Raw genomic sequence first — 17,773 nt, forward strand, 5'->3', positions numbered from 1 at the left:
CAAGCCTCGGCAGATGAGGAGAGACGGTTGAGCGCTGCTGAACTGAAGAATCCGCCCCAGAACCAGGCATCCGGGGCCTCCGACATGGCGCACATCGTACTGACCTTCGACAACAACAAGCTTGCCAGCGCCCTTTACGGCCAGTTCGACGAAAACCTGGCCCGGCTCGAGCAGAAGCTCGGCGTCGACATCCGCTCGCGCGGCAACCAGCTCGCCATCAAAGGCACGGCTTCGGCCGCCGAACAGGCGCGCCGCGCGCTGGATACGCTCTACGGCATTCTGCAGAAGGGCGCCGATATCGGCCAGTCGGATGTCGACGGCGCCGTGCGCATGGCGATCGCCGCCGACGACCAGCTGACGCTGCCGACCATGGAGCGCAAGGGCAAGGTCTCGGCCGCCCAGATCGCGACGCGCAAGCGCACGATCTATGCCCGCTCGCTCAACCAGGACGCCTATATGCGCGCGCTGGAGCGCTCCGAAATGGTCTTCGGCATCGGCCCGGCCGGCACTGGCAAGACCTATCTGGCGGTGGCGCATGCGGCCATGCTCTTGGAGCGCGGCATGGTCGAGCGCATCGTGCTGTCGCGCCCGGCCGTCGAGGCCGGCGAGCGGCTGGGCTTCCTGCCGGGCGACATGAAAGAGAAGGTCGATCCGTATCTCAGACCGCTTTACGACGCGCTCTATGACATGATGCCGGCCGACAAGGTCGAGCGGGCGATCGCCGCCGAGGTTATCGAGATCGCGCCTTTGGCCTTCATGCGCGGCCGCACGCTGGCGCATGCGGCGGTGATCCTCGACGAGGCGCAGAACACCACGCCGATGCAGATGAAGATGTTTCTGACCCGTCTCGGCGAGAACTCGCGCATGATCGTCACCGGCGATCCGACGCAGATCGACCTGCCGCCCAACACCAAGTCGGGCCTGGTCGAGGCGCTGCGCATCCTCGACGGCGTGCCGGGCATCGTCACGGTCCGCTTCAACGAAGGCGACGTCGTGCGGCATCCGCTGGTTGCCGAGATCGTCAAGGCCTATGACCGCGACGGCAAGCTGGCCAGGGGTCTCGGCACCGAGAGCTGATCAAAAGCCCCATGGCTGAAAATCCGGGATCCAGCGGCGAGACGCCGGTCGACATCGATATTTTCGTCGAGGCCGGCGACTGGCCCGCGGAAGCCGAGCTGGCGCGCCTGGTCGATCGGGCCGTCGCGGCCGCCTTTGCCGAGACCGGCTCGAACGGTGCCTCCGAGCTCAGCATCGTTTTTTCCGACGACACTCATATCCAGACCCTCAACGCCGGATGGCGCGGCAAGGACAAGCCGACCAACGTCTTGTCTTTCCCGGCTTTTTCCTTCCCGAAAGGCGGCAAGCTGCCGCCGATGCTGGGCGACATCGTGCTGGCCTCCGAGACCGTGGTCCGCGAGGCTGCCCTGGAAGACAAGCCGCTGGCGAACCATATCACCCATCTCGTCATCCATGGCCTGCTGCATCTTCTGGGCCATGATCACGAGACCGACGCCGAGGCCGAGGAGATGGAAGCGATCGAGCGCGCAGCGCTTGCGAGGCTTGCCATTCCCGATCCCTACGCGTAACAGAAAAGACCAATTGACCTGATGGCGATGAACGACAAACCAGAACCTGCCGCCCGTCCGGATGCCGGCAGTGCTGCCAAGCCTTCCGAAAAGTCGGAAGAGGGCTCCAGTCCGAGTATTCCGACCGGCAGCGTGGCCGCTGAGCCTTCGCATGCCGGTCCTTCACTCTTCGATCGCGTGCTCGGCCTGTTTCGGCACCGCAACGGCACCAATTTGCGCGAGGAGATCGCCGATGCGCTTGCCGAGACGGCGAGCGATGCCGAATCCTTCTCGCCCGGCGAACGCGCCATGCTCAACAACATCCTGCGCTTGCGCGAAGTGCGCGTCGAGGATGTGATGGTGCCGCGCGCCGACATCGAAGCGGTCGAGATCGCCACCAATCTTGGCGATCTGCTTGGCCTCTTCGAACAATCCGGCCATTCCCGCATGCCGGTCTATTCCGAGACGCTCGACGACCCGCGCGGCATGGTCCACATCCGCGACGTTCTTGCCCACATCACCAAGCTCGCCCGCGTCAAGAAGGGCCGCGCGAACAGGAAGAACCCGGCGCCGACCGTTCTCGATCTCGCCCAGGTCGATCTCGCGCGCACGATCGGCGATCTCGACCTGATCCGCCCGGTGCTGTTCGTGCCGCCTTCCATGCTTGCCTCCGACCTGATGGGACGCATGCAGACGACGCGCACTCAGATGGCGCTCGTCATCGACGAATATGGCGGCACCGACGGCCTCGCCTCGCTCGAGGATATCGTCGAGATGGTGGTCGGCGACATCGAGGACGAGCACGATGACGACGAGCCGATGGTCACCCAGACGGGCGACGGCGTGTTCGTTGTCGACGGCAAGGCCGAGATCGATGAGGTCGCCAAGATGATCGGTGAGGATTTCGCCGCCGGCGAGCATGGCGAATATGTCGACACCATCGGCGGCATGATCTTCAACACGCTTGGCCGCGTCCCGGCCAGGGGCGAGGTGGTGCAGGCCATACCTGGCTTCGAGTTCCACGTTCTCGACGCCGACCCGCGCCGCGTCAAGCGGGTGCGCATCGTGCAGAGCCCGAAGGGCGAGCGGCAGCGCCGCCGCGCGGCGCGCACCGAGCAGGCTTGATATTTTCGCTCATGCCGGTCGACGATCCGTTCAAGCACGCCGTCCTCGGTTCCGGCGTCTTCTATCGAAAACCGCGCGCGGCTCTCGCCTGGCTTCAGGCGGCGTTCGGCTTCGAGCCGAGCATGGTGGTGAGCGATACGGACGGATGGCTCGTTCATGCCGAAATGCGGTTTGGCGACGGCTACATCATCGTCGATTCCGAATGGGCGGAGCACATTGCCAGCCCGGCTTCGGTCGGCGGCAGGAACACCCAGTCGGTCTACATCCGTTTGAAGGAAGACCTCGACGCCCATTGCGAAAAAGCGCGAGCGGCGGGGGCTGAAATCATCGACCAGCCGGCCGACCATTTCTATGGCGAGCGGCAATATCGCGCCCGCGATCCGGAAGGCCATGTCTGGACATTCACGCAGACCGTGCGCGTAGTGCCACGAGAGGAGGCCGAGAGACTAAGCGGCCTGCGCATCGAGGGCTGGCATCGCTAATGCACGTCGCCCGAAAGTGCGCAGCGGTTTTGGGAAAAACGACATGCACAAAGAAATCTAAAGCGCGTCGCTCGACTTCGTTTCGACGCGACGCGCTTTAGAAAGACGTTTCCTCAAATCACCGTCATTTGGAGCAGGCGGCGCGGCCTGTTAAATCTCTGGCTCCCTGATTCGCGCGACTTGGGAAGCTATATGCAGCGCTTTGCCGGCCGGATAATTCTGCTGTGGGGGTGGCGGCGATCGCTGGTGGCGTTTTTCGCGGGCGCGCTCGCGGTTCTCGCTCAGGCCCCTTACGATTTCTTCGCCGTCTGCTTCGTCTCGTTTCCGGTGCTGGTCTGGCTGCTCGACGGTGCGACCGGCGAGGCCTCCGACAGGTGGCTGAAGCGCCTGAGGCCGGCCTTTGCCATCGGCTGGTGGTTCGGCTTCGGCTATTTCCTCGCCGGCCTCTGGTGGATCGGTCAGGCACTTCTGGTCGAGGCCGACAACTTCGCCTGGGCCTTGCCTTTCGCCGTGGTCGGCATCCCCCTCGCGCTTGCCTTTTTCTACGGCTTCGCGGCGGTCGTGGCACGGCTTTTCTGGAGCAGCGATATCGGCCGCATAGCAGCTCTCGCCTTCGGCTTCGGCCTTGCCGAGTGGCTGCGCGATTTTCTCTTCACCGGCTTTCCGTGGAATGCCGTCGGCTACGCCGCGATGCCGGTGCCGATCCTGATGCAGAGCGTGTCGGTGACCGGCATGATCGGCATGAACGCGCTTGCCGTCTTCGTCTTTTCGTTGCCCGCTCTCATTGCCGCGCGCCGGCATCTGAGGCTGGGCCTTGTCCTGTTCGTCATCCTCGTCGCCGCCGATGTCGGCTTCGGCTATTTCAGGCTTGCCGCCCCGGCCGAGCCTGCCACCCGCTCGATCGATGTTCGCATCGTCCAGCCCGCCGTCGATCTCAGCGAGAAATGGGACGCCTCGGTGCGCGACCGCATCTTCGCCACGTTGTTGGGGATATCGGGGAAAGCGCCGGAGCGAGGCCATGCCAAGCCGCAGCTGGTCCTGTGGCCGGAAACATCGGTGCCGTTCCTGTTCACGGAGCGTCCGGACGCGCTGACGGCACTGGGCGATATGCTGGGCGACGGCCAGATGCTGATCGCCGGCGTCGTGCGCGAGGAGGGCAGCTCGGGAAATGCCGGCAGCCGTTATTACAATTCCGTGGTGGCGATCAATGACAAGGGCGAGATCACTGACGCCGTCGACAAGGTGCATCTGGTGCCCTTCGGCGAATATCTGCCTTTTGCCGGTCTGTTCGAACGTTTCGGCATCGGCCAACTCGTCGCCGGACCGATGAATTTCGCCGCCGGCAACGAACGGCATCCGATCGCGATGCCGAACGGCCTGCGAGCGGTTCCCTTCATCTGCTACGAGGTCATCTTTGCGGACCTTGTGACGGTTGACGCCGCGTCATCCGAACTTATTGTGAACGTCACCAACGACGCCTGGTTTGGCGACACGCCAGGCCCGTACCAGCACTTCAGGCAGGCGCAGATTCGCGCAGTGGAGAACGGGTTGCCATTGTTGCGTGCGGCCAACAACGGCATCTCCGCCGTTGTCGATTCGCGCGGGCGCATCGTCGATGCCCTGGCGGTCGACGCGCGCGGCGCCATCGATGCGCATGTGCCGATTTCTGGGCGCGCCCTGCTGTCCGCCGACCAGCGGCGCATTAACGGATTGCTGATCATGTTGCTGTTTGCCCTGACGGCCTTCACATTGAATGTAAGGCAGCGGCTACGGGTGAATTGACAGTCGGCACATTAGAAACTCATACTGTAACGCCTAAAATTTTCTCGAAGTCGGCTGGAGGGGTCTGTTGGGGCAGGTGGCTCCGGCTTCGTTTGGGCGGGAAAAATAGAAAAAGCCGGAAAAATTCGGCGAGGAAAAAATGACAGAAGAGAACAAGAAGAAGCCGAATCCGATCGACATCCATGTCGGGAGTCGTATTCGGTTGCGTCGCAATATGCTTGGAATGAGCCAGGAAAAGCTGGGTGAAAATCTCGGCATCACGTTTCAACAGATCCAGAAGTACGAAAAGGGGACGAACAGGGTTGGCGCCAGCCGTCTGCAGGCGATAGCCTCCATCCTGAGCGTTCCCGTCGCCTTCTTCTTCGAGGACGCCCCGGGTCAGGAGGCCGGGGCCGGCAACCGGGGATTTGCCGAGGACGCCTCGATGGCCTTCGCCATCGAATTCTGCGGCAGCCCCGAGGGGCTTCAGCTCAATCGCGCCTTCGTCAAGATTCCGGACGTCAAGGTGCGGCGCCGGATCATCGATCTTGTAAAGTCCCTTTCGCCGGACGATGCCGAGTGATTCTAGGCTCCTGCTGCCGGCGGTGCCGCCGGTGGCACAAGCCGATTGTGCCGATATTCATGCCAGATCCGTCGCGCCGCTTGACGAGCGGCGCCCGGCACCGCTAACACGTGGCGCGCCAAAATCGGCAGCCCTGCCGATCTTTTTCAAGAGGGGACACCCGTGACGCGGCAGAACTATCTCTTCACCTCGGAATCCGTCTCCGAGGGCCATCCCGACAAAGTCTGTGACCGTATCTCCGACGAGATCGTCGATCTCGTCTATCGTGAAGCCAAGAAGACGGGCATGGACCCGTGGAAGGTGCGCGTTGCCTGCGAGACGCTGGCCACCACCAACCGCGTCGTCATCGCCGGCGAGGTCAGGGTTCCCGACACGCTGCTGAAGAAGGACAAGGCCGGCAACATCCTCAAGGATGCGTCGGGCCACCCGGTCGTCAATCCGGCCAAGTTCAAGTCGGTCGCCCGCAAGGCGATCCGCGAGATCGGCTACGAACAGGCGGGCTTCCACTGGAAGACGGCCAAGATCGAAGTGCTGCTGCACGGCCAGTCGCCCGACATCGGCCAGGGCGTCGACAATGCCGCCGACCGCCAGGGCGAGGAAGGTGCCGGCGACCAGGGCATCATGTTTGGTTACGCCTGCCGCGAGACGCCGGACCTGATGCCGGCGCCGATCTATTACAGCCATAAGATCCTCGAATTGCTTGCCGCCGCGCGCCATGAAGGCAATGGCGAGGCCGGCAAGCTCGGCCCGGATGCCAAGAGCCAGGTCACCGTACGCTATGCCGACGGCAAGGCGGCGGAAGTGACGCAGATCGTGCTTTCCACCCAGCATCTCGATTCGAGCTGGGATTCCAAGAAGGTCCGCAAGGTCGTCGAGCCCTACATCATCGAAGCGCTTGGCGATCTCAAGGTCGCCGAAGACTGCAACTGGTACATCAACCCGACCGGCAAGTTCGTCATCGGTGGACCCGACGGCGATGCCGGCCTCACCGGCCGCAAAATCATCGTTGATACCTATGGCGGCGCAGCACCCCATGGCGGCGGCGCCTTCTCCGGCAAGGACACCACCAAGGTCGACCGTTCGGCCGCCTATGCGGCGCGCTATCTCGCCAAGAACGTGGTGGCGGCCAAACTCGCCGATCGCTGCACCATCCAGCTTTCCTACGCCATCGGCGTCGCCCAGCCGCTGTCGGTCTATGTAGACCTGCATGGCACCGGCAAGGTCGACGAGGCCAGGCTCGAAGAGGCGTTGCGCAGGGTGATGGACCTGTCGCCGTCCGGCATCCGCCGTCACCTCGACCTCAACAAGCCGATCTACGCCAAGACCTCGTCCTATGGCCATTTCGGCCGCAAGGCCGGCCGCGACGGGTCCTTCTCCTGGGAGAAGACCGATCTCGCCAAGGTACTCAAGGACGCGGTTGCCGATGCGATTGCCGCCTGACGGCGTCGCCAAGCGTATCCATGGAGCCAAACGACAGGCCGAGCCGCGCGACCGAAGCTTTCTTCGGCCGCCGGCACGGCAAGGCCATTCGCCCGCAACAGGCTGCGGCGCTTGAAAGCGGCCTGCGCGCCTACAGGCTCGACCTGACGGTCGAGGCGCCGGCGGATCTCAAGACGCTGTTCGAGGCGAAGGTTTCTGCCCTTCAGCTTGAGATCGGCTTCGGCGGCGGCGAGCATCTCTTGCATCGCGCGACGGAAGCGCCGGCGACCGGCTTCATCGGCGTCGAGCCCTTCGTCAACGGCATGGCCAAGATGATGACGGCGCTCGACAAGCGCCCGCTCGCCAATCTGAGAGTCTATGACGACGACGCCACACGCCTGCTCGACTGGCTGCCGCCGGCTTCGCTCGATGGCATCGACCTGCTTTATCCCGATCCCTGGCCGAAGAAGAAGCACTGGAAGCGGCGCTTCGTCAGCCCGGCCAATCTCGACCGGTTCGCCCGGGTGCTGAAGGCGGGCGGCAGGTTCCGCTTCGCCTCCGATATCGACAGCTATGTGAACTGGACGCTGCTTAACTGCCGCGCCCATGGCGCCTTCGCCTGGCAGGCGAGCGAGTCTGCCGACTGGCACCGGCCCTATGAGGGTTGGCCCGGCACGCGCTATGAAGCCAAGGCCCTCCGCGAGGGAAGGCGGCCTGCCTATCTGACTTTTATCAGGAAGTAGGTCGGAGAATCATTCAAAGGGGCCCGAAGCGCCCATTGTCGGTTGTTAGAAGCGGCCGATCTTGTCGAAAGCGGTCGGGTCGATGCCGAGCTTCTTCAGGTCGCCGCGGCGCGGCTTGCGTCCGGCCTCGACGGCGCGGGCCGCGGCCGCCGCGCTGCCGAAAGTGTTGAAGAAATCACCGATGACGACAAACAATCCACGGTCCATATGATTACCTTCGCGCGCCACCGCGCGCGTCCTTTTTTCGCTGCAACATAGATGGTGACGACACATCGGTTTACAAAGGACTGCATGGCCGCCATGCGCGGCGCGCAACGCAACTCAGGCGGGTTCTGCCTCGAGACATGCAGAATTGACGAACCAATTTGGTTCCACCACATTGATAGTGAACCAGAATGGAGACAGGATGATGAGTGCCTTCACCGTGCGGCTTCCTGATGAGACTGTGGCCAAGCTCGACCAACTGGCCGAAAAGGTGGATCGCTCTCGTTCCTACGTCGCGGCTCAAGCGATCGAAGACTATGTCGCCAGGGAGGAATGGCAGCTTGCCGAGATCGAGGCAGGCCTGAGCGAGGCCGATCGAGGTGAGTTTGCAAGCGAGAAGGAATTGGCCGACGTCATCGCGAAGTACGTTAAGCCAGGCCTTGGGCGATCAAGCGCATCCGGTGGACCCGGCGCGCTTTGCGGCGGCTCGACCAGATCGGTGTTTATATCGAGAACGATAATCCTGGAGCAGCGGCGCGAGTCGTTGCCCGAATTGTCTCCTCGGCCGGTAATCTCGCCGAGCAACCCGCTATGGGGCGAGTTGGACGCATAAAGGGCACGCGGGAGCTGGCGCTGACGGATATCCCATACATAATTCCCTATCGAGTGGTCGGCGGCGAGATCGAGATACTCACGGTGATGCACGCAGCCCAGCAGTGGCCGCTCCAGCTATAGACGCCCGCCCAGAGCCCTCTGACGTCAGGCTTGAAACACAGGCCGGGATCGTCTATATCAGCATCAAATTCTTGGTCGGTATGACGAAGAGTGGGTCCTCCCGGTCCCGCTCTTTTTTGTTACCTGGCCGGAGTGACGAAGCGACAGGAATCTTATGACCGCAGCGGCAAGCCAAGCCGACGACCGTATCATCCGCGAAAGCGGTATCGATGCGCGCATTGCGATGATCGTGCAACCGGTGCTCAAGGCCATCGGCTTCCGCCTTGTTCGGGTGCAACTGACGGGGCAGAACGGGCTGACGCTGCAGATCATGGCCGAGCGCGAGGACGGCACCATGACCGTCGAGGATTGCGAAGAGGTCAGCCGCGCGGTGTCGCCGGCGCTCGATGTCGAAGATCCGATCGAAAAGGCGTATCATCTCGAAGTGTCGTCGCCGGGCATCGACCGGCCGCTGATGCGCAAATCGGATTTCGCCGCCTGGACCGGCCACCTGGTCAAGATGGAGACCTCGGTCCTCATCGGCGACCGCAAGCGCTTCAAGGGCAAGATCGCCGAGGCGGATGCCGACGGCATCCTGCTGGAGCGCGACAAGGCGGCCTATGGCGAAGAGCCGACGGTGCGAGTGCCTTATGACGCGATTGCCGAGGCGCGGCTGGTGCTGACCGACGATTTGATCCGCGAGGCCCTGTCGAAGGACAACAGGGCCCGCAAGGAAGCGAAGAAACGCCGGGGCGAAGCGGAAGACGCCGCCGCCGGCGAAGAAAACGAAACCGAACAGGAAAGTTGATTGACCTTCGGGCCGCGTGCCCCGGGGCGAAGTCGGGAGAAAGACAATGGTTGTAAGCGCCAACAGGCTTGAACTGCTGCAGATCGCCGATGCGGTCGCGCGTGAAAAGTCCATCGACAAGCAGATCGTCATCGCCGCCATGGCCGATGCGATCCAGAAGGCGGCGCGTTCGCGTTACGGTCAGGAAACCAACATCCGCGCCGACATCAACCCCAACACGGGCGAGATGAAGCTGCAGCGCCTCATGGAAGTGGTCGAGAAGGTCGAGGACTACGCGACGCAGATCGCTCTTTCCACGGCGCGCGAGCGCAACCCCGACGCTCAGCTCGGCGATTTCATCGCCGAACAGCTGCCGCCCATGGATTTCGGCCGCATCGCCGCCCAGTCGGCCAAGCAGGTCATCGTCCAGAAGGTGCGCGAGGCCGAGCGCGATCGTCAGTATGACGAGTACAAGGACCGTATCGGCGAGATCGTCAACGGCACCGTCAAGCGCGTCGAATACGGCAACGTCATCGTCGACCTCGGCCGCGGCGAGGCGATCATCCGCCGTGACGAGCTGATCCCGCGCGAGAACTACAAGTATGGCGACCGCGTCCGCGCCTATGTCTATGACGTGCGCCGCGAGCAGCGCGGCCCGCAGATCTTCCTGTCGCGCACGCATCCGCAGTTCATGGCCAAGCTCTTCACCATGGAAGTCCCGGAAATCTACGACGGCATCATCGAGATCAAGTCGGTCGCCCGCGATCCGGGCTCGCGCGCCAAGATCGCGGTCATCTCGCGCGACTCCTCGATCGATCCGGTCGGCGCCTGCGTCGGCATGCGCGGCAGCCGCGTCCAGGCGGTGGTCGGCGAATTGCAGGGCGAGAAGATCGACATCATTCCGTGGTCGCCTTCGGCCGCCTCCTTCATCGTCAACGCGCTGCAGCCGGCGGAAGTCGCCAAGGTGGTGCTCGACGAGGATGCCGAGCGCATCGAGGTGGTGGTGCCGGACGACCAGCTGTCGCTGGCCATCGGCCGCCGCGGCCAGAATGTGCGCCTTGCCTCGCAGCTCACCGGCTGGGATATCGACATCCTGACCGAGCAGGAGGAGAGCGAGCGCCGCCAGAAGGAATTCGTCGAGCGCTCGGCGCTGTTCATGGAGGCCCTAGACGTCGACGAGATGGTCGGCCAGGTGCTCGCCTCCGAAGGCTTCACCAGCGTCGAGGAAGTCGCCTATGTCGACTCCGGCGAGATTTCCTCGATCGACGGCTTCGACGAGGACACCGCGTCGGAAATCCAGACCCGCGCCCGCGAATATCTGGAGAAAATCGAGGCCGAGCATGACGAGAAGCGCAAGGCGCTCGGCGTCGAGGACGAACTGCGCGAGATCCCCGGTATCACCACGGCCATGATGGTGACGCTCGGCGAGGACGGCGTGAAGACGATCGAGGACTTCGCCGGCTATGCCGCGGATGACCTGACCGGCTGGAAGGAGCGCAAGGACGGCGAGACCAAGGTGTACCCGGGCGTGCTCGCCGATCACGGCGTCTCGCGCGCCGATGCCGAAGAGATGGTGCTGGCCGCTCGCAAGAAGGCCGGCTGGATTTCCGAGGAAGAACCGGCCACTGAAGAAGCCACGGCCGGCGAAACCGTCGGTGCGTGAGGTGACTACCAATCGCAGGGTCCGTGGACGAGATGAACGATCGTACCTGCATCGTCACGCGCAGGCAGGCCGAAGCGGATGAACTGATCCGCTTCGTCGTCGGCCCGGATTCGGCCGTCGTCCCGGACATCAAGAGAAATCTGCCCGGCCGCGGTTGCTGGGTCACCGCTGATCGCCTACATATCGACAAGGCAGCGGCTAAGAACCTGTTTGCCCGTGCCTTCAAGGCGCAGGTCGCGGTTCCCGCCAATCTCGGCGATATGGTCGACGGGCTGCTTTCCAGATCCGCTCTGGGCATGCTGGGTCTTGCTCGCAAGGCCGGAGCGGTCGTTCTCGGCGCCGCCAAGGTAGAGGCTGCCGTGCGCGACGGGCAGGCGCTGTTTGTGCTGCACGCGACCGAAGCCTCGGACGACGGCGTCCGCAAGATCAGTCAGGCGCGGCGGGCGACCGTCCATCTCGGCGGCCCGGCCATCCTTGCCTACAAACTTTTCCCCGAGGCCGAGTTGAGCTTGGCATTGGGGGGTACAAATGTGATACATGCTGCCGTCCTCGCGCAGGACGCGGGTAAGGCGGTTGAGAAGCGCATGGTTGCGCTCGACCGGTATCGGGGCGGAACCCCGGACGATTTGGCAATGCTTGCGGCCGTTGCTGACGAAGATGATGCCGCAGAGGATATGGAATGAGCGATACGAAATCGGGCGACGACAAGACGTTGAGTGTTACGCCGAAGAAGACCTTGACGCTGAAGCGCCCCGGCCTCGAGCAGGGCACCGTGCGCCAGAATTTCTCGCACGGTCGCACCAAGTCGGTCGTGGTCGAGACCAAGAAGCGCAAGTTCTCGCTGCCCGGCGACAAGCCGGAGCCGGTGGCGCCGTCCGTCTTCACGCCGAAGCCCGCAGCCGCGGCGCCTGCGCCAGCCGTGCAGGAAGCGCCGAAGGCGCCGCCCCCGCCGCCGGAACGCTCCGGCATGGTGCTGAACGAATTGTCGCGCGGCGAGATGGAAGCGCGCCGCAGGGCGCTCGAGGGCTCCAAGGCGCGTGAGATCGAGGATCGCCAGCGCGCCCAGGAAGAGAGCAAGCGCCGCGCCGAGGAAGAAGAGCGCCGCAAGCGCGAGCGTGAGGAATCCGCCCGCCGCCAGGCCGAGGAAGAGGCCCGTCTGCAGACCGAGGCCGAGTCCCGCCGCCGCGCCGAGGAAGAGGCCCGCCGCCGCGCCCCGCAAGCCGCCGAGCTGGCGACGGTCGACGAGGAGGAGGAGGTCAAGCCGCGGCGCCCTGGTGGCGCCGGCGCCGGAGCGCCTCTGCGCCGTCCGGCCACGCCGGAAGTCGCGCGGCCGGCCAAGCCCGCCAAGGGCGAGGAAGACCGCCGCCGCGGCAAGCTGACGCTGAACACCGCGCTGTCGGATGACGATGCGCGCGGCCGCTCGCTGTCGTCGATGCGTCGCCGCCAGGAAAAATTCAAGCGCGCGATGCACAACGAGCCGCGCGAGAAAGTCATGCGCGAAGTGATCCTGCCCGAAACCATCACCATCCAGGAACTGGCGCAGCGCATGTCCGAGCGCGCCGTCGACGTGGTCAAGTTCTTCATGAAGCAGGGCCAGATCCTAAAGCCGGGCGACGTCATCGACGCCGACACGGCCGAGCTGGTCGCCTCCGAATTCGGCCACACGGTTCGCCGCGTTGCCGAGTCGGACATCGAGGAAGGCCTATTCAACATCGCCGACCGTGCGGAAGACCTGGTGTCGCGTCCGCCCGTGGTGACGATCATGGGCCATGTCGACCACGGCAAGACCTCGCTGCTCGACGCCATCCGCAACGCCAATGTCGTCTCCGGCGAGGCCGGCGGCATCACCCAGCACATCGGCGCTTACCAGGTCGAGAAGAACGGTCAGAAGATCACCTTCATCGACACCCCCGGCCACGCCGCCTTCACGGCGATGCGCGCCCGCGGCGCCCAGGTGACCGATATCGCCGTGCTGGTGGTGGCGGCCGACGACAGCGTGATGCCGCAGACGATCGAATCGATCAGTCACGCCAAGGCGGCCGGCGTGCCGATCATCGTGGCGATCAACAAGATCGACAAGCGCGACGCCGACCCGCAGAAGGTGCGCGCGGAACTCTTGCGCCATGAAGTGTTCGTCGAATCGATGGGCGGCGAGGTGCTGGACGTCGAAGTGTCGGCGACCAAGGGCACCAACATCGACAAGCTGCTCGAGACGATCCTGCTGCAGTCCGAAGTCCTCGACCTCAAGGCCAACCCCGATCGTACCGCCGAAGGCGCCGTCATCGAAGCCAAGCTCGACAAGGGCCGCGGTCCCGTCGCCACCGTGCTGGTGCAGACCGGCACGCTGATGCCGGGTGACATCATTGTCGCCGGCAACGAATGGGGCCGTGTGCGCGCGCTGGTCAACGATCGCGGCGAGCATGTGCCGGAAGCACCGCCGGCAATGCCGGTCGAGGTGCTTGGCCTGCAGGGCACGCCGCAGGCGGGCGACCGCTTCGCCGTCGTCAACAACGAGGCGCGTGCGCGCGAGATCACCGAGTATCGTCAGCGCCTGGCGCGCGAGAAGGCGGTGGCCAAGCATGCCGGCCAGCGCGGCTCGCTCGAGCAGATGATGTCGCAGCTGCAGACGAGCGGCCTCAAGGAATTCCCGCTGGTCATCAAGGGCGACGTGCAGGGCTCGATCGAGGCGATCAACGCCGCGCTCGAAAAGCTCGGCAACGACGAGGTGCGCGCGCGCATCGTGCACGCCGGTGCCGGTGGCATCACCGAAAGCGACGTCTCGCTCGCCGAGACCTCGGGTGCGGCGATCATCGGCTTCAACGTCCGAGCCAATGTGCAGGCGCGTGCGGCCGCGGCCGCTGCCGGAATCGAGATCCGCTACTATTCGATCATCTACAACCTGGTCGATGACGTGAAGGCGGCGCTCTCCGGCATGCTCTCGCCGGAGCGTCGCGAGACCTTCATCGGCAATGCCGAGATCCTCGAGATCTTCGACATCACCAAGGTTGGCAAGATCGCCGGCTGCCGTATCACCGAAGGCAAGGTCGAACGTGGCGCGGGCGTGCGCCTGATCCGCGACAACGTCGTCGTCCACGAGGGCACGCTGAAGACGCTCAAGCGCTTCAAGGACGAGGTTTCGGAAGTGCCGGTCGGCCAGGAATGCGGTATGGCCTTCCAGAACTACGAGGACATGCGCGTCGGCGACGTCATCGAGTGCTTCCGCGTCGAGATGGTGAGCAGGACGCTCTAAATTCGGATATACTTGCCGAAATGACCCGGGCGGCGGCCGAAAGGCTGCCGCCCAGACCCTCATGCACATTGAGAGATGTGGCGTGGTCCCATCCCGCGCTTCACGATTTCAGGACCGAAGAAAATGTCCCGTTCGACACCATCAGGCCCCTCCCAGCGCATGCTGCGCGTCGGCGAGCAGGTGCGGCATGCCTTGTCCGAGACCTTGCAGCGCGGCGAGATCATCGACCCGGTGATCGAGAACAGCGTCGTCTCGGTGTCAGAAGTGCGCATGTCGCCCGATCTCAAGATCGCCACCGCTTTCGTCTCGCCGCTGGGCGCCGGTGACGCCGGTGTCGTGGTCGAGGCGCTCAACAAACATGCGAAATTCATCCGTGGCCGCGTCTCCGGTGCGCTGAGGCAGATGAAGTACATGCCGGAGTTTCGCTTCCGGCTCGACACGTCCTTCGACAATTTCGCCAGGATCAACGAATTGCTGAAGTCGCCGGAAGTCGCGCGCGACCTCGGCCCTGATGACCGCAACAACAACGACAAGGACGAGGAATAAGTGGCGCGGCGCGGCAAGAAGAAGGGCAGGCCGGTTTCCGGCTGGGTGGTGCTGGACAAGCCGGTCGGCATGGGCTCGACCGAGGCGGTCTCCAAGATCAAATGGCTATTCCAGGCGGAGAAGGCCGGCCATGCCGGCACGCTCGATCCGCTGGCCTCCGGCATGCTGCCGATCGCGCTCGGCGAGGCAACCAAGACCGTGCCTTACGTTCAGGATGGCGCCAAGGTCTACCGTTTTACCGTCGCCTGGGGCGAGGAACGCACGACCGACGACCTCGAAGGCCCGGTGACGAACAGCTCCGACCGGCGCCCGGCCGAGGCCGAAGTGCGGGCGCTGCTGCCGAAATACACCGGCATCATCATGCAGACGCCGCCGCAATTCTCAGCCATCAAGATCGCCGGCGAACGCGCCTACGACCTCGCCCGCGACGGCGAGACGGTCGACATCCCCGCCCGCGAGATCGAGATCGGACGCCTCGATCTCATCGAGCACAATGGCGAGCGCAGCCTCTTCGAAGTCGAATGCGGCAAGGGCACCTATGTGCGCTCGCTGGCGCGCGACATGGGCCGCGATTTGGGCTGCTTCGGCCACATCGCCGAGCTGCGCCGCGTCGAGGTCGAGCCGTTCACGGCCGGCGATTTTGTCACCGTCGCAGAACTCGAAGCGGCGCGCTTCGGCGACAAGACCGATGAAGGTGCTGGCGAAGCCGAGGCGCCGGTCGATTTCGGCGCCATCGATGCGCTGCTGGTCGACACCGCTGTCGCGCTCGATTGCCTGCCGCAGGTCGCGGTCAGCGACGACGCGGCGACGAAGATCCGCCTTGGCAATCCGGTCATCATTCGCGGCCGCGACGCGCCGGTCGAGGCGGAGGAGGCTTGTGCCACCGCGCGCGGCAAGCTCGTCGCCATCGGCGCCATCGAGCAGGGCATGTTCAAGCCCAAGCGGGTCTTTGTCGGTTGACGACACTCAGCTAGCGCAATTCCAGGAAAAGTGTGTAACGGTTTTCCGTCCGGAATTGCGTAGAAACAAATAGTTAGAGCAGTTCGGCGCGTTTCCGTGAAACGGTGAACTGCTCTAGTTTCGGTCTGGGTGCACGCCCGGGGAGTTCGTGGCCCGGAGGAATCATGGCAAAGGCTGATACCGTCAGGACAAGGGCGCCGCTGAAAACCCGCCGGCCGCCGGTCGGCGCTTCGCCGGGCACGCTGATCGCCGATCCGGCGGCGCGGCGCAGCGAGCTTCGGCTGACGCTGATCTCGCCCGAAAAATTCAAGACCATCGACAATGCCAGTATTGACGATCTCAACACCCACTGCGACCGCTGGCCGGTCGTCTGGCTGGATTGTACGGGGCTTGCCAACATCCCGCTGATCGAGGAGATCGGGCGGATCTTCAGCCTGCATCGGCTGGCCCTGGAGGACGTCGTCAACACCGGTCAGCGGCCGAAGGTGGATTTCTTCGAGGATCATGCCTTCGTCGCCATGCGCATGATCGACGACGTCACCGCCCATCGCTACGAGCAGATCGCGGTGTTTTTCGGCAAGAACTTCGTCGTCACCTTCCAGGAGCGTGAGGGCGACCCGTTCGATCCGGTGCGCAAGCGCGTCGCGGCGGCCATGCCCAACCGGCTGCGCTCGCGCGGCGCCGACTATCTGGCCTACGCGCTGATCGATGCCATCGTCGACAGCTATTTCCCGCCGATCGAGGCGGCGAGCGAACAAGTCGACGGCATCGAGGACCAGATGCTGAACGCGCCGCACAAGCATCGGATGCGGCAGTTGCATGAGTTGCGGCGCGACGCCAACGTGCTGAAGGGCGTGCTGTGGCCGATGCGCGATGCGCTGGCGACGCTGATCCGCAACGATGTGCCCTTCGTAAAGGCCGAGACCAAGATATTCTTCAACGACACGCTCGACCATTCGCTGCGCCTGATCGAGCTGGTCGAGAACCAGCGCGATATGCTGACCGGCCTGATCGAGATGCACCTGTCGCTGACCCAGGCGCGCACGAATGACGTGATTTCCTATCTGACGATCGTCTCGGTGATCTTCATGCCGCTCACTTTCTTCGTCGGTGTCTGGGGCATGAACTTCGAGCCGGAGAGTTCGCCCTGGAACATGCCGGAGCTGAAGTCTTACTACGGCTATCCTGCGGCTCTGTTGTTCATGCTGGTCGTCGCTTTTGGGCTCGTCGCCTTCTTCAAATGGAAGAAGTGGCTGTAGCCCAAAGCAACCCTCTGTTTTTGCGACAAGACCTGCGACAAGCCGGCTTGACAATTGGGCTGGTGTTTTGCCGGAAATTGCACTATATGCGCCGCAGCTTCGCGCCCTGACGCGTTGCTTGCACCGGCCCCTGCTGGACGACATCCCGGCTGAGGGCGTCCCGTTTCCTCGAACAGATAAGGAAAAACACGATGTCGATTACTGCCGATCGCAAAAAGGAATTGATGACCGAATTCGCAACCGCCAAGGGCGATACCGGGTCTCCGGAAGTCCAGGTTGCCATCCTTTCCGAGCGCATCAAGAACCTGACGGAGCACTTCAAGGACCACAAGAAGGATAACCATTCCCGCCGTGGCCTGCTTGCTCTCGTCTCCCAGCGCCGCAGCCTGCTTGATTACCTCAAGCGCAAGGACGACGCGCGCTATCAGACGCTGATCGACAAGCTCGGTCTGCGCCGTTGACGAATTGACCGGCGGGCTCTCTGCGGAGGGCCCGCCGGTCGCGCATTGGCGCATCGGATGGTCCGGTGTTCCGATGCTGAAAAACGAAATTTGCATTCGCGCATGGCGCGTTCCGGAAACAAGGGTTTTCGGCGTCATGCGCAAGGCCGGCCCAACCGGTCGGCCAGACCCGGTTCCGGGAGTGCAGAGGGCAACTCGGAACCGCCCGTGGACGGTCATGGGGCAGGATTGCAGGATGCTCGCTCGGCTAT

General features: G+C 63.8%; 18 protein-coding genes and 1 pseudogene. 18 read left to right on the forward strand and 1 reads right to left on the reverse strand.

Annotated elements, in window-relative coordinates:
- The first annotated feature begins 84 nt into the window (after positions 1-84).
- From RFM40_RS15105 to trmB, 8 genes are all read left to right on the forward strand, one after another.
- The gene (locus tag RFM40_RS15105; RefSeq protein WP_292339837.1) at positions 85-1,077 is read left to right on the forward strand and encodes a PhoH family protein; all 993 of its coding nucleotides are present in this window, start codon (positions 85-87) and stop codon (positions 1,075-1,077) included.
- A gap of 11 nt (positions 1,078-1,088) precedes the next feature.
- Entirely contained in the window at positions 1,089-1,586 is a 498-nt protein-coding gene (gene ybeY, locus RFM40_RS15110; protein WP_320227391.1) for an rRNA maturation RNase YbeY, read from the forward strand.
- Positions 1,587-1,613: 27 nt separating this feature from the next.
- Positions 1,614-2,690: a hemolysin family protein gene (locus RFM40_RS15115; protein ID WP_320227390.1), complete on the forward strand. Its 1,077-nt coding sequence runs from the start codon at positions 1,614-1,616 to the stop codon at positions 2,688-2,690.
- 11 nt (positions 2,691-2,701) lie between these two features.
- On the forward strand, positions 2,702-3,172 hold the full coding sequence (locus RFM40_RS15120; protein ID WP_320227458.1) for a VOC family protein: 471 nt from the start codon (positions 2,702-2,704) through the stop codon (positions 3,170-3,172).
- A gap of 192 nt (positions 3,173-3,364) precedes the next feature.
- Positions 3,365-4,954, forward strand: coding sequence for an apolipoprotein N-acyltransferase (lnt, locus tag RFM40_RS15125; protein ID WP_320227389.1), 1,590 nt, complete (start codon positions 3,365-3,367; stop codon positions 4,952-4,954).
- 139 nt (positions 4,955-5,093) lie between these two features.
- Positions 5,094-5,516: a helix-turn-helix domain-containing protein gene (locus RFM40_RS15130; protein ID WP_126086026.1), complete on the forward strand. Its 423-nt coding sequence runs from the start codon at positions 5,094-5,096 to the stop codon at positions 5,514-5,516.
- Between the two features lie 162 nt (positions 5,517-5,678).
- Positions 5,679-6,956, forward strand: coding sequence for a methionine adenosyltransferase (gene metK / locus RFM40_RS15135; protein WP_320227388.1), 1,278 nt, complete (start codon positions 5,679-5,681; stop codon positions 6,954-6,956).
- Between the two features lie 20 nt (positions 6,957-6,976).
- A complete protein-coding gene (gene trmB / locus RFM40_RS15140) occupies positions 6,977-7,678 on the forward strand; it encodes a tRNA (guanine(46)-N(7))-methyltransferase TrmB (protein ID WP_320227387.1) in 702 nt (233 codons plus the stop codon).
- A gap of 45 nt (positions 7,679-7,723) precedes the next feature.
- On the opposite strand, the gene RFM40_RS15145 is transcribed toward trmB, so the two are convergent.
- Positions 7,724-7,885 (reverse strand): hypothetical protein, encoded by a 162-nt coding sequence (locus RFM40_RS15145; RefSeq protein ID WP_320277754.1) that lies wholly within the window; start codon positions 7,883-7,885, stop codon positions 7,724-7,726.
- 199 nt (positions 7,886-8,084) lie between these two features.
- Between RFM40_RS15145 and RFM40_RS15150 the strand changes: the two are divergent.
- The 10 genes and pseudogenes from RFM40_RS15150 to rpsO all read left to right on the forward strand — a co-directional run.
- Positions 8,085-8,315 (forward strand): annotated as a pseudogene (locus RFM40_RS15150) (CopG family ribbon-helix-helix protein); the annotation flags it as partial.
- 14 nt (positions 8,316-8,329) lie between these two features.
- On the forward strand, positions 8,330-8,617 hold the full coding sequence (locus RFM40_RS15155; RefSeq protein WP_320227457.1) for a type II toxin-antitoxin system RelE/ParE family toxin: 288 nt from the start codon (positions 8,330-8,332) through the stop codon (positions 8,615-8,617).
- 154 nt (positions 8,618-8,771) lie between these two features.
- Complete coding sequence (gene rimP / locus RFM40_RS15160) at positions 8,772-9,404, forward strand: ribosome maturation factor RimP (protein ID WP_320227385.1); 633 nt, start codon at positions 8,772-8,774, stop codon at positions 9,402-9,404.
- Between the two features lie 46 nt (positions 9,405-9,450).
- Entirely contained in the window at positions 9,451-11,046 is a 1,596-nt protein-coding gene (gene nusA, locus RFM40_RS15165; RefSeq protein ID WP_320227384.1) for a transcription termination factor NusA, read from the forward strand.
- Between the two features lie 32 nt (positions 11,047-11,078).
- On the forward strand, positions 11,079-11,729 hold the full coding sequence (locus RFM40_RS15170; RefSeq protein ID WP_320218675.1) for an RNA-binding protein: 651 nt from the start codon (positions 11,079-11,081) through the stop codon (positions 11,727-11,729).
- Positions 11,726-14,296, forward strand: coding sequence for a translation initiation factor IF-2 (infB, locus tag RFM40_RS15175; RefSeq protein WP_320227383.1), 2,571 nt, complete (start codon positions 11,726-11,728; stop codon positions 14,294-14,296). The genes RFM40_RS15170 and infB overlap by 4 nt, the downstream gene beginning before the upstream one ends.
- A gap of 123 nt (positions 14,297-14,419) precedes the next feature.
- The gene (rbfA, locus tag RFM40_RS15180) at positions 14,420-14,842 is read left to right on the forward strand and encodes a 30S ribosome-binding factor RbfA (RefSeq protein ID WP_320227382.1); all 423 of its coding nucleotides are present in this window, start codon (positions 14,420-14,422) and stop codon (positions 14,840-14,842) included.
- On the forward strand, positions 14,843-15,802 hold the full coding sequence (gene truB / locus RFM40_RS15185) for a tRNA pseudouridine(55) synthase TruB (RefSeq protein ID WP_320227381.1): 960 nt from the start codon (positions 14,843-14,845) through the stop codon (positions 15,800-15,802). It begins immediately after the preceding gene.
- A gap of 164 nt (positions 15,803-15,966) precedes the next feature.
- The gene (gene corA / locus RFM40_RS15190; protein WP_320277755.1) at positions 15,967-17,061 is read left to right on the forward strand and encodes a magnesium/cobalt transporter CorA; all 1,095 of its coding nucleotides are present in this window, start codon (positions 15,967-15,969) and stop codon (positions 17,059-17,061) included.
- 191 nt (positions 17,062-17,252) lie between these two features.
- Positions 17,253-17,522 (forward strand): 30S ribosomal protein S15, encoded by a 270-nt coding sequence (gene rpsO / locus RFM40_RS15195; RefSeq protein WP_027165894.1) that lies wholly within the window; start codon positions 17,253-17,255, stop codon positions 17,520-17,522.
- The last annotated feature ends 251 nt before the right edge of the window (positions 17,523-17,773 follow it).

Origin of the sequence: Mesorhizobium captivum, from assembly GCF_033977165.1 — a bacterium.
Taxonomy (GTDB): Bacteria; Pseudomonadota; Alphaproteobacteria; order Rhizobiales; family Rhizobiaceae; genus Mesorhizobium; species Mesorhizobium captivum.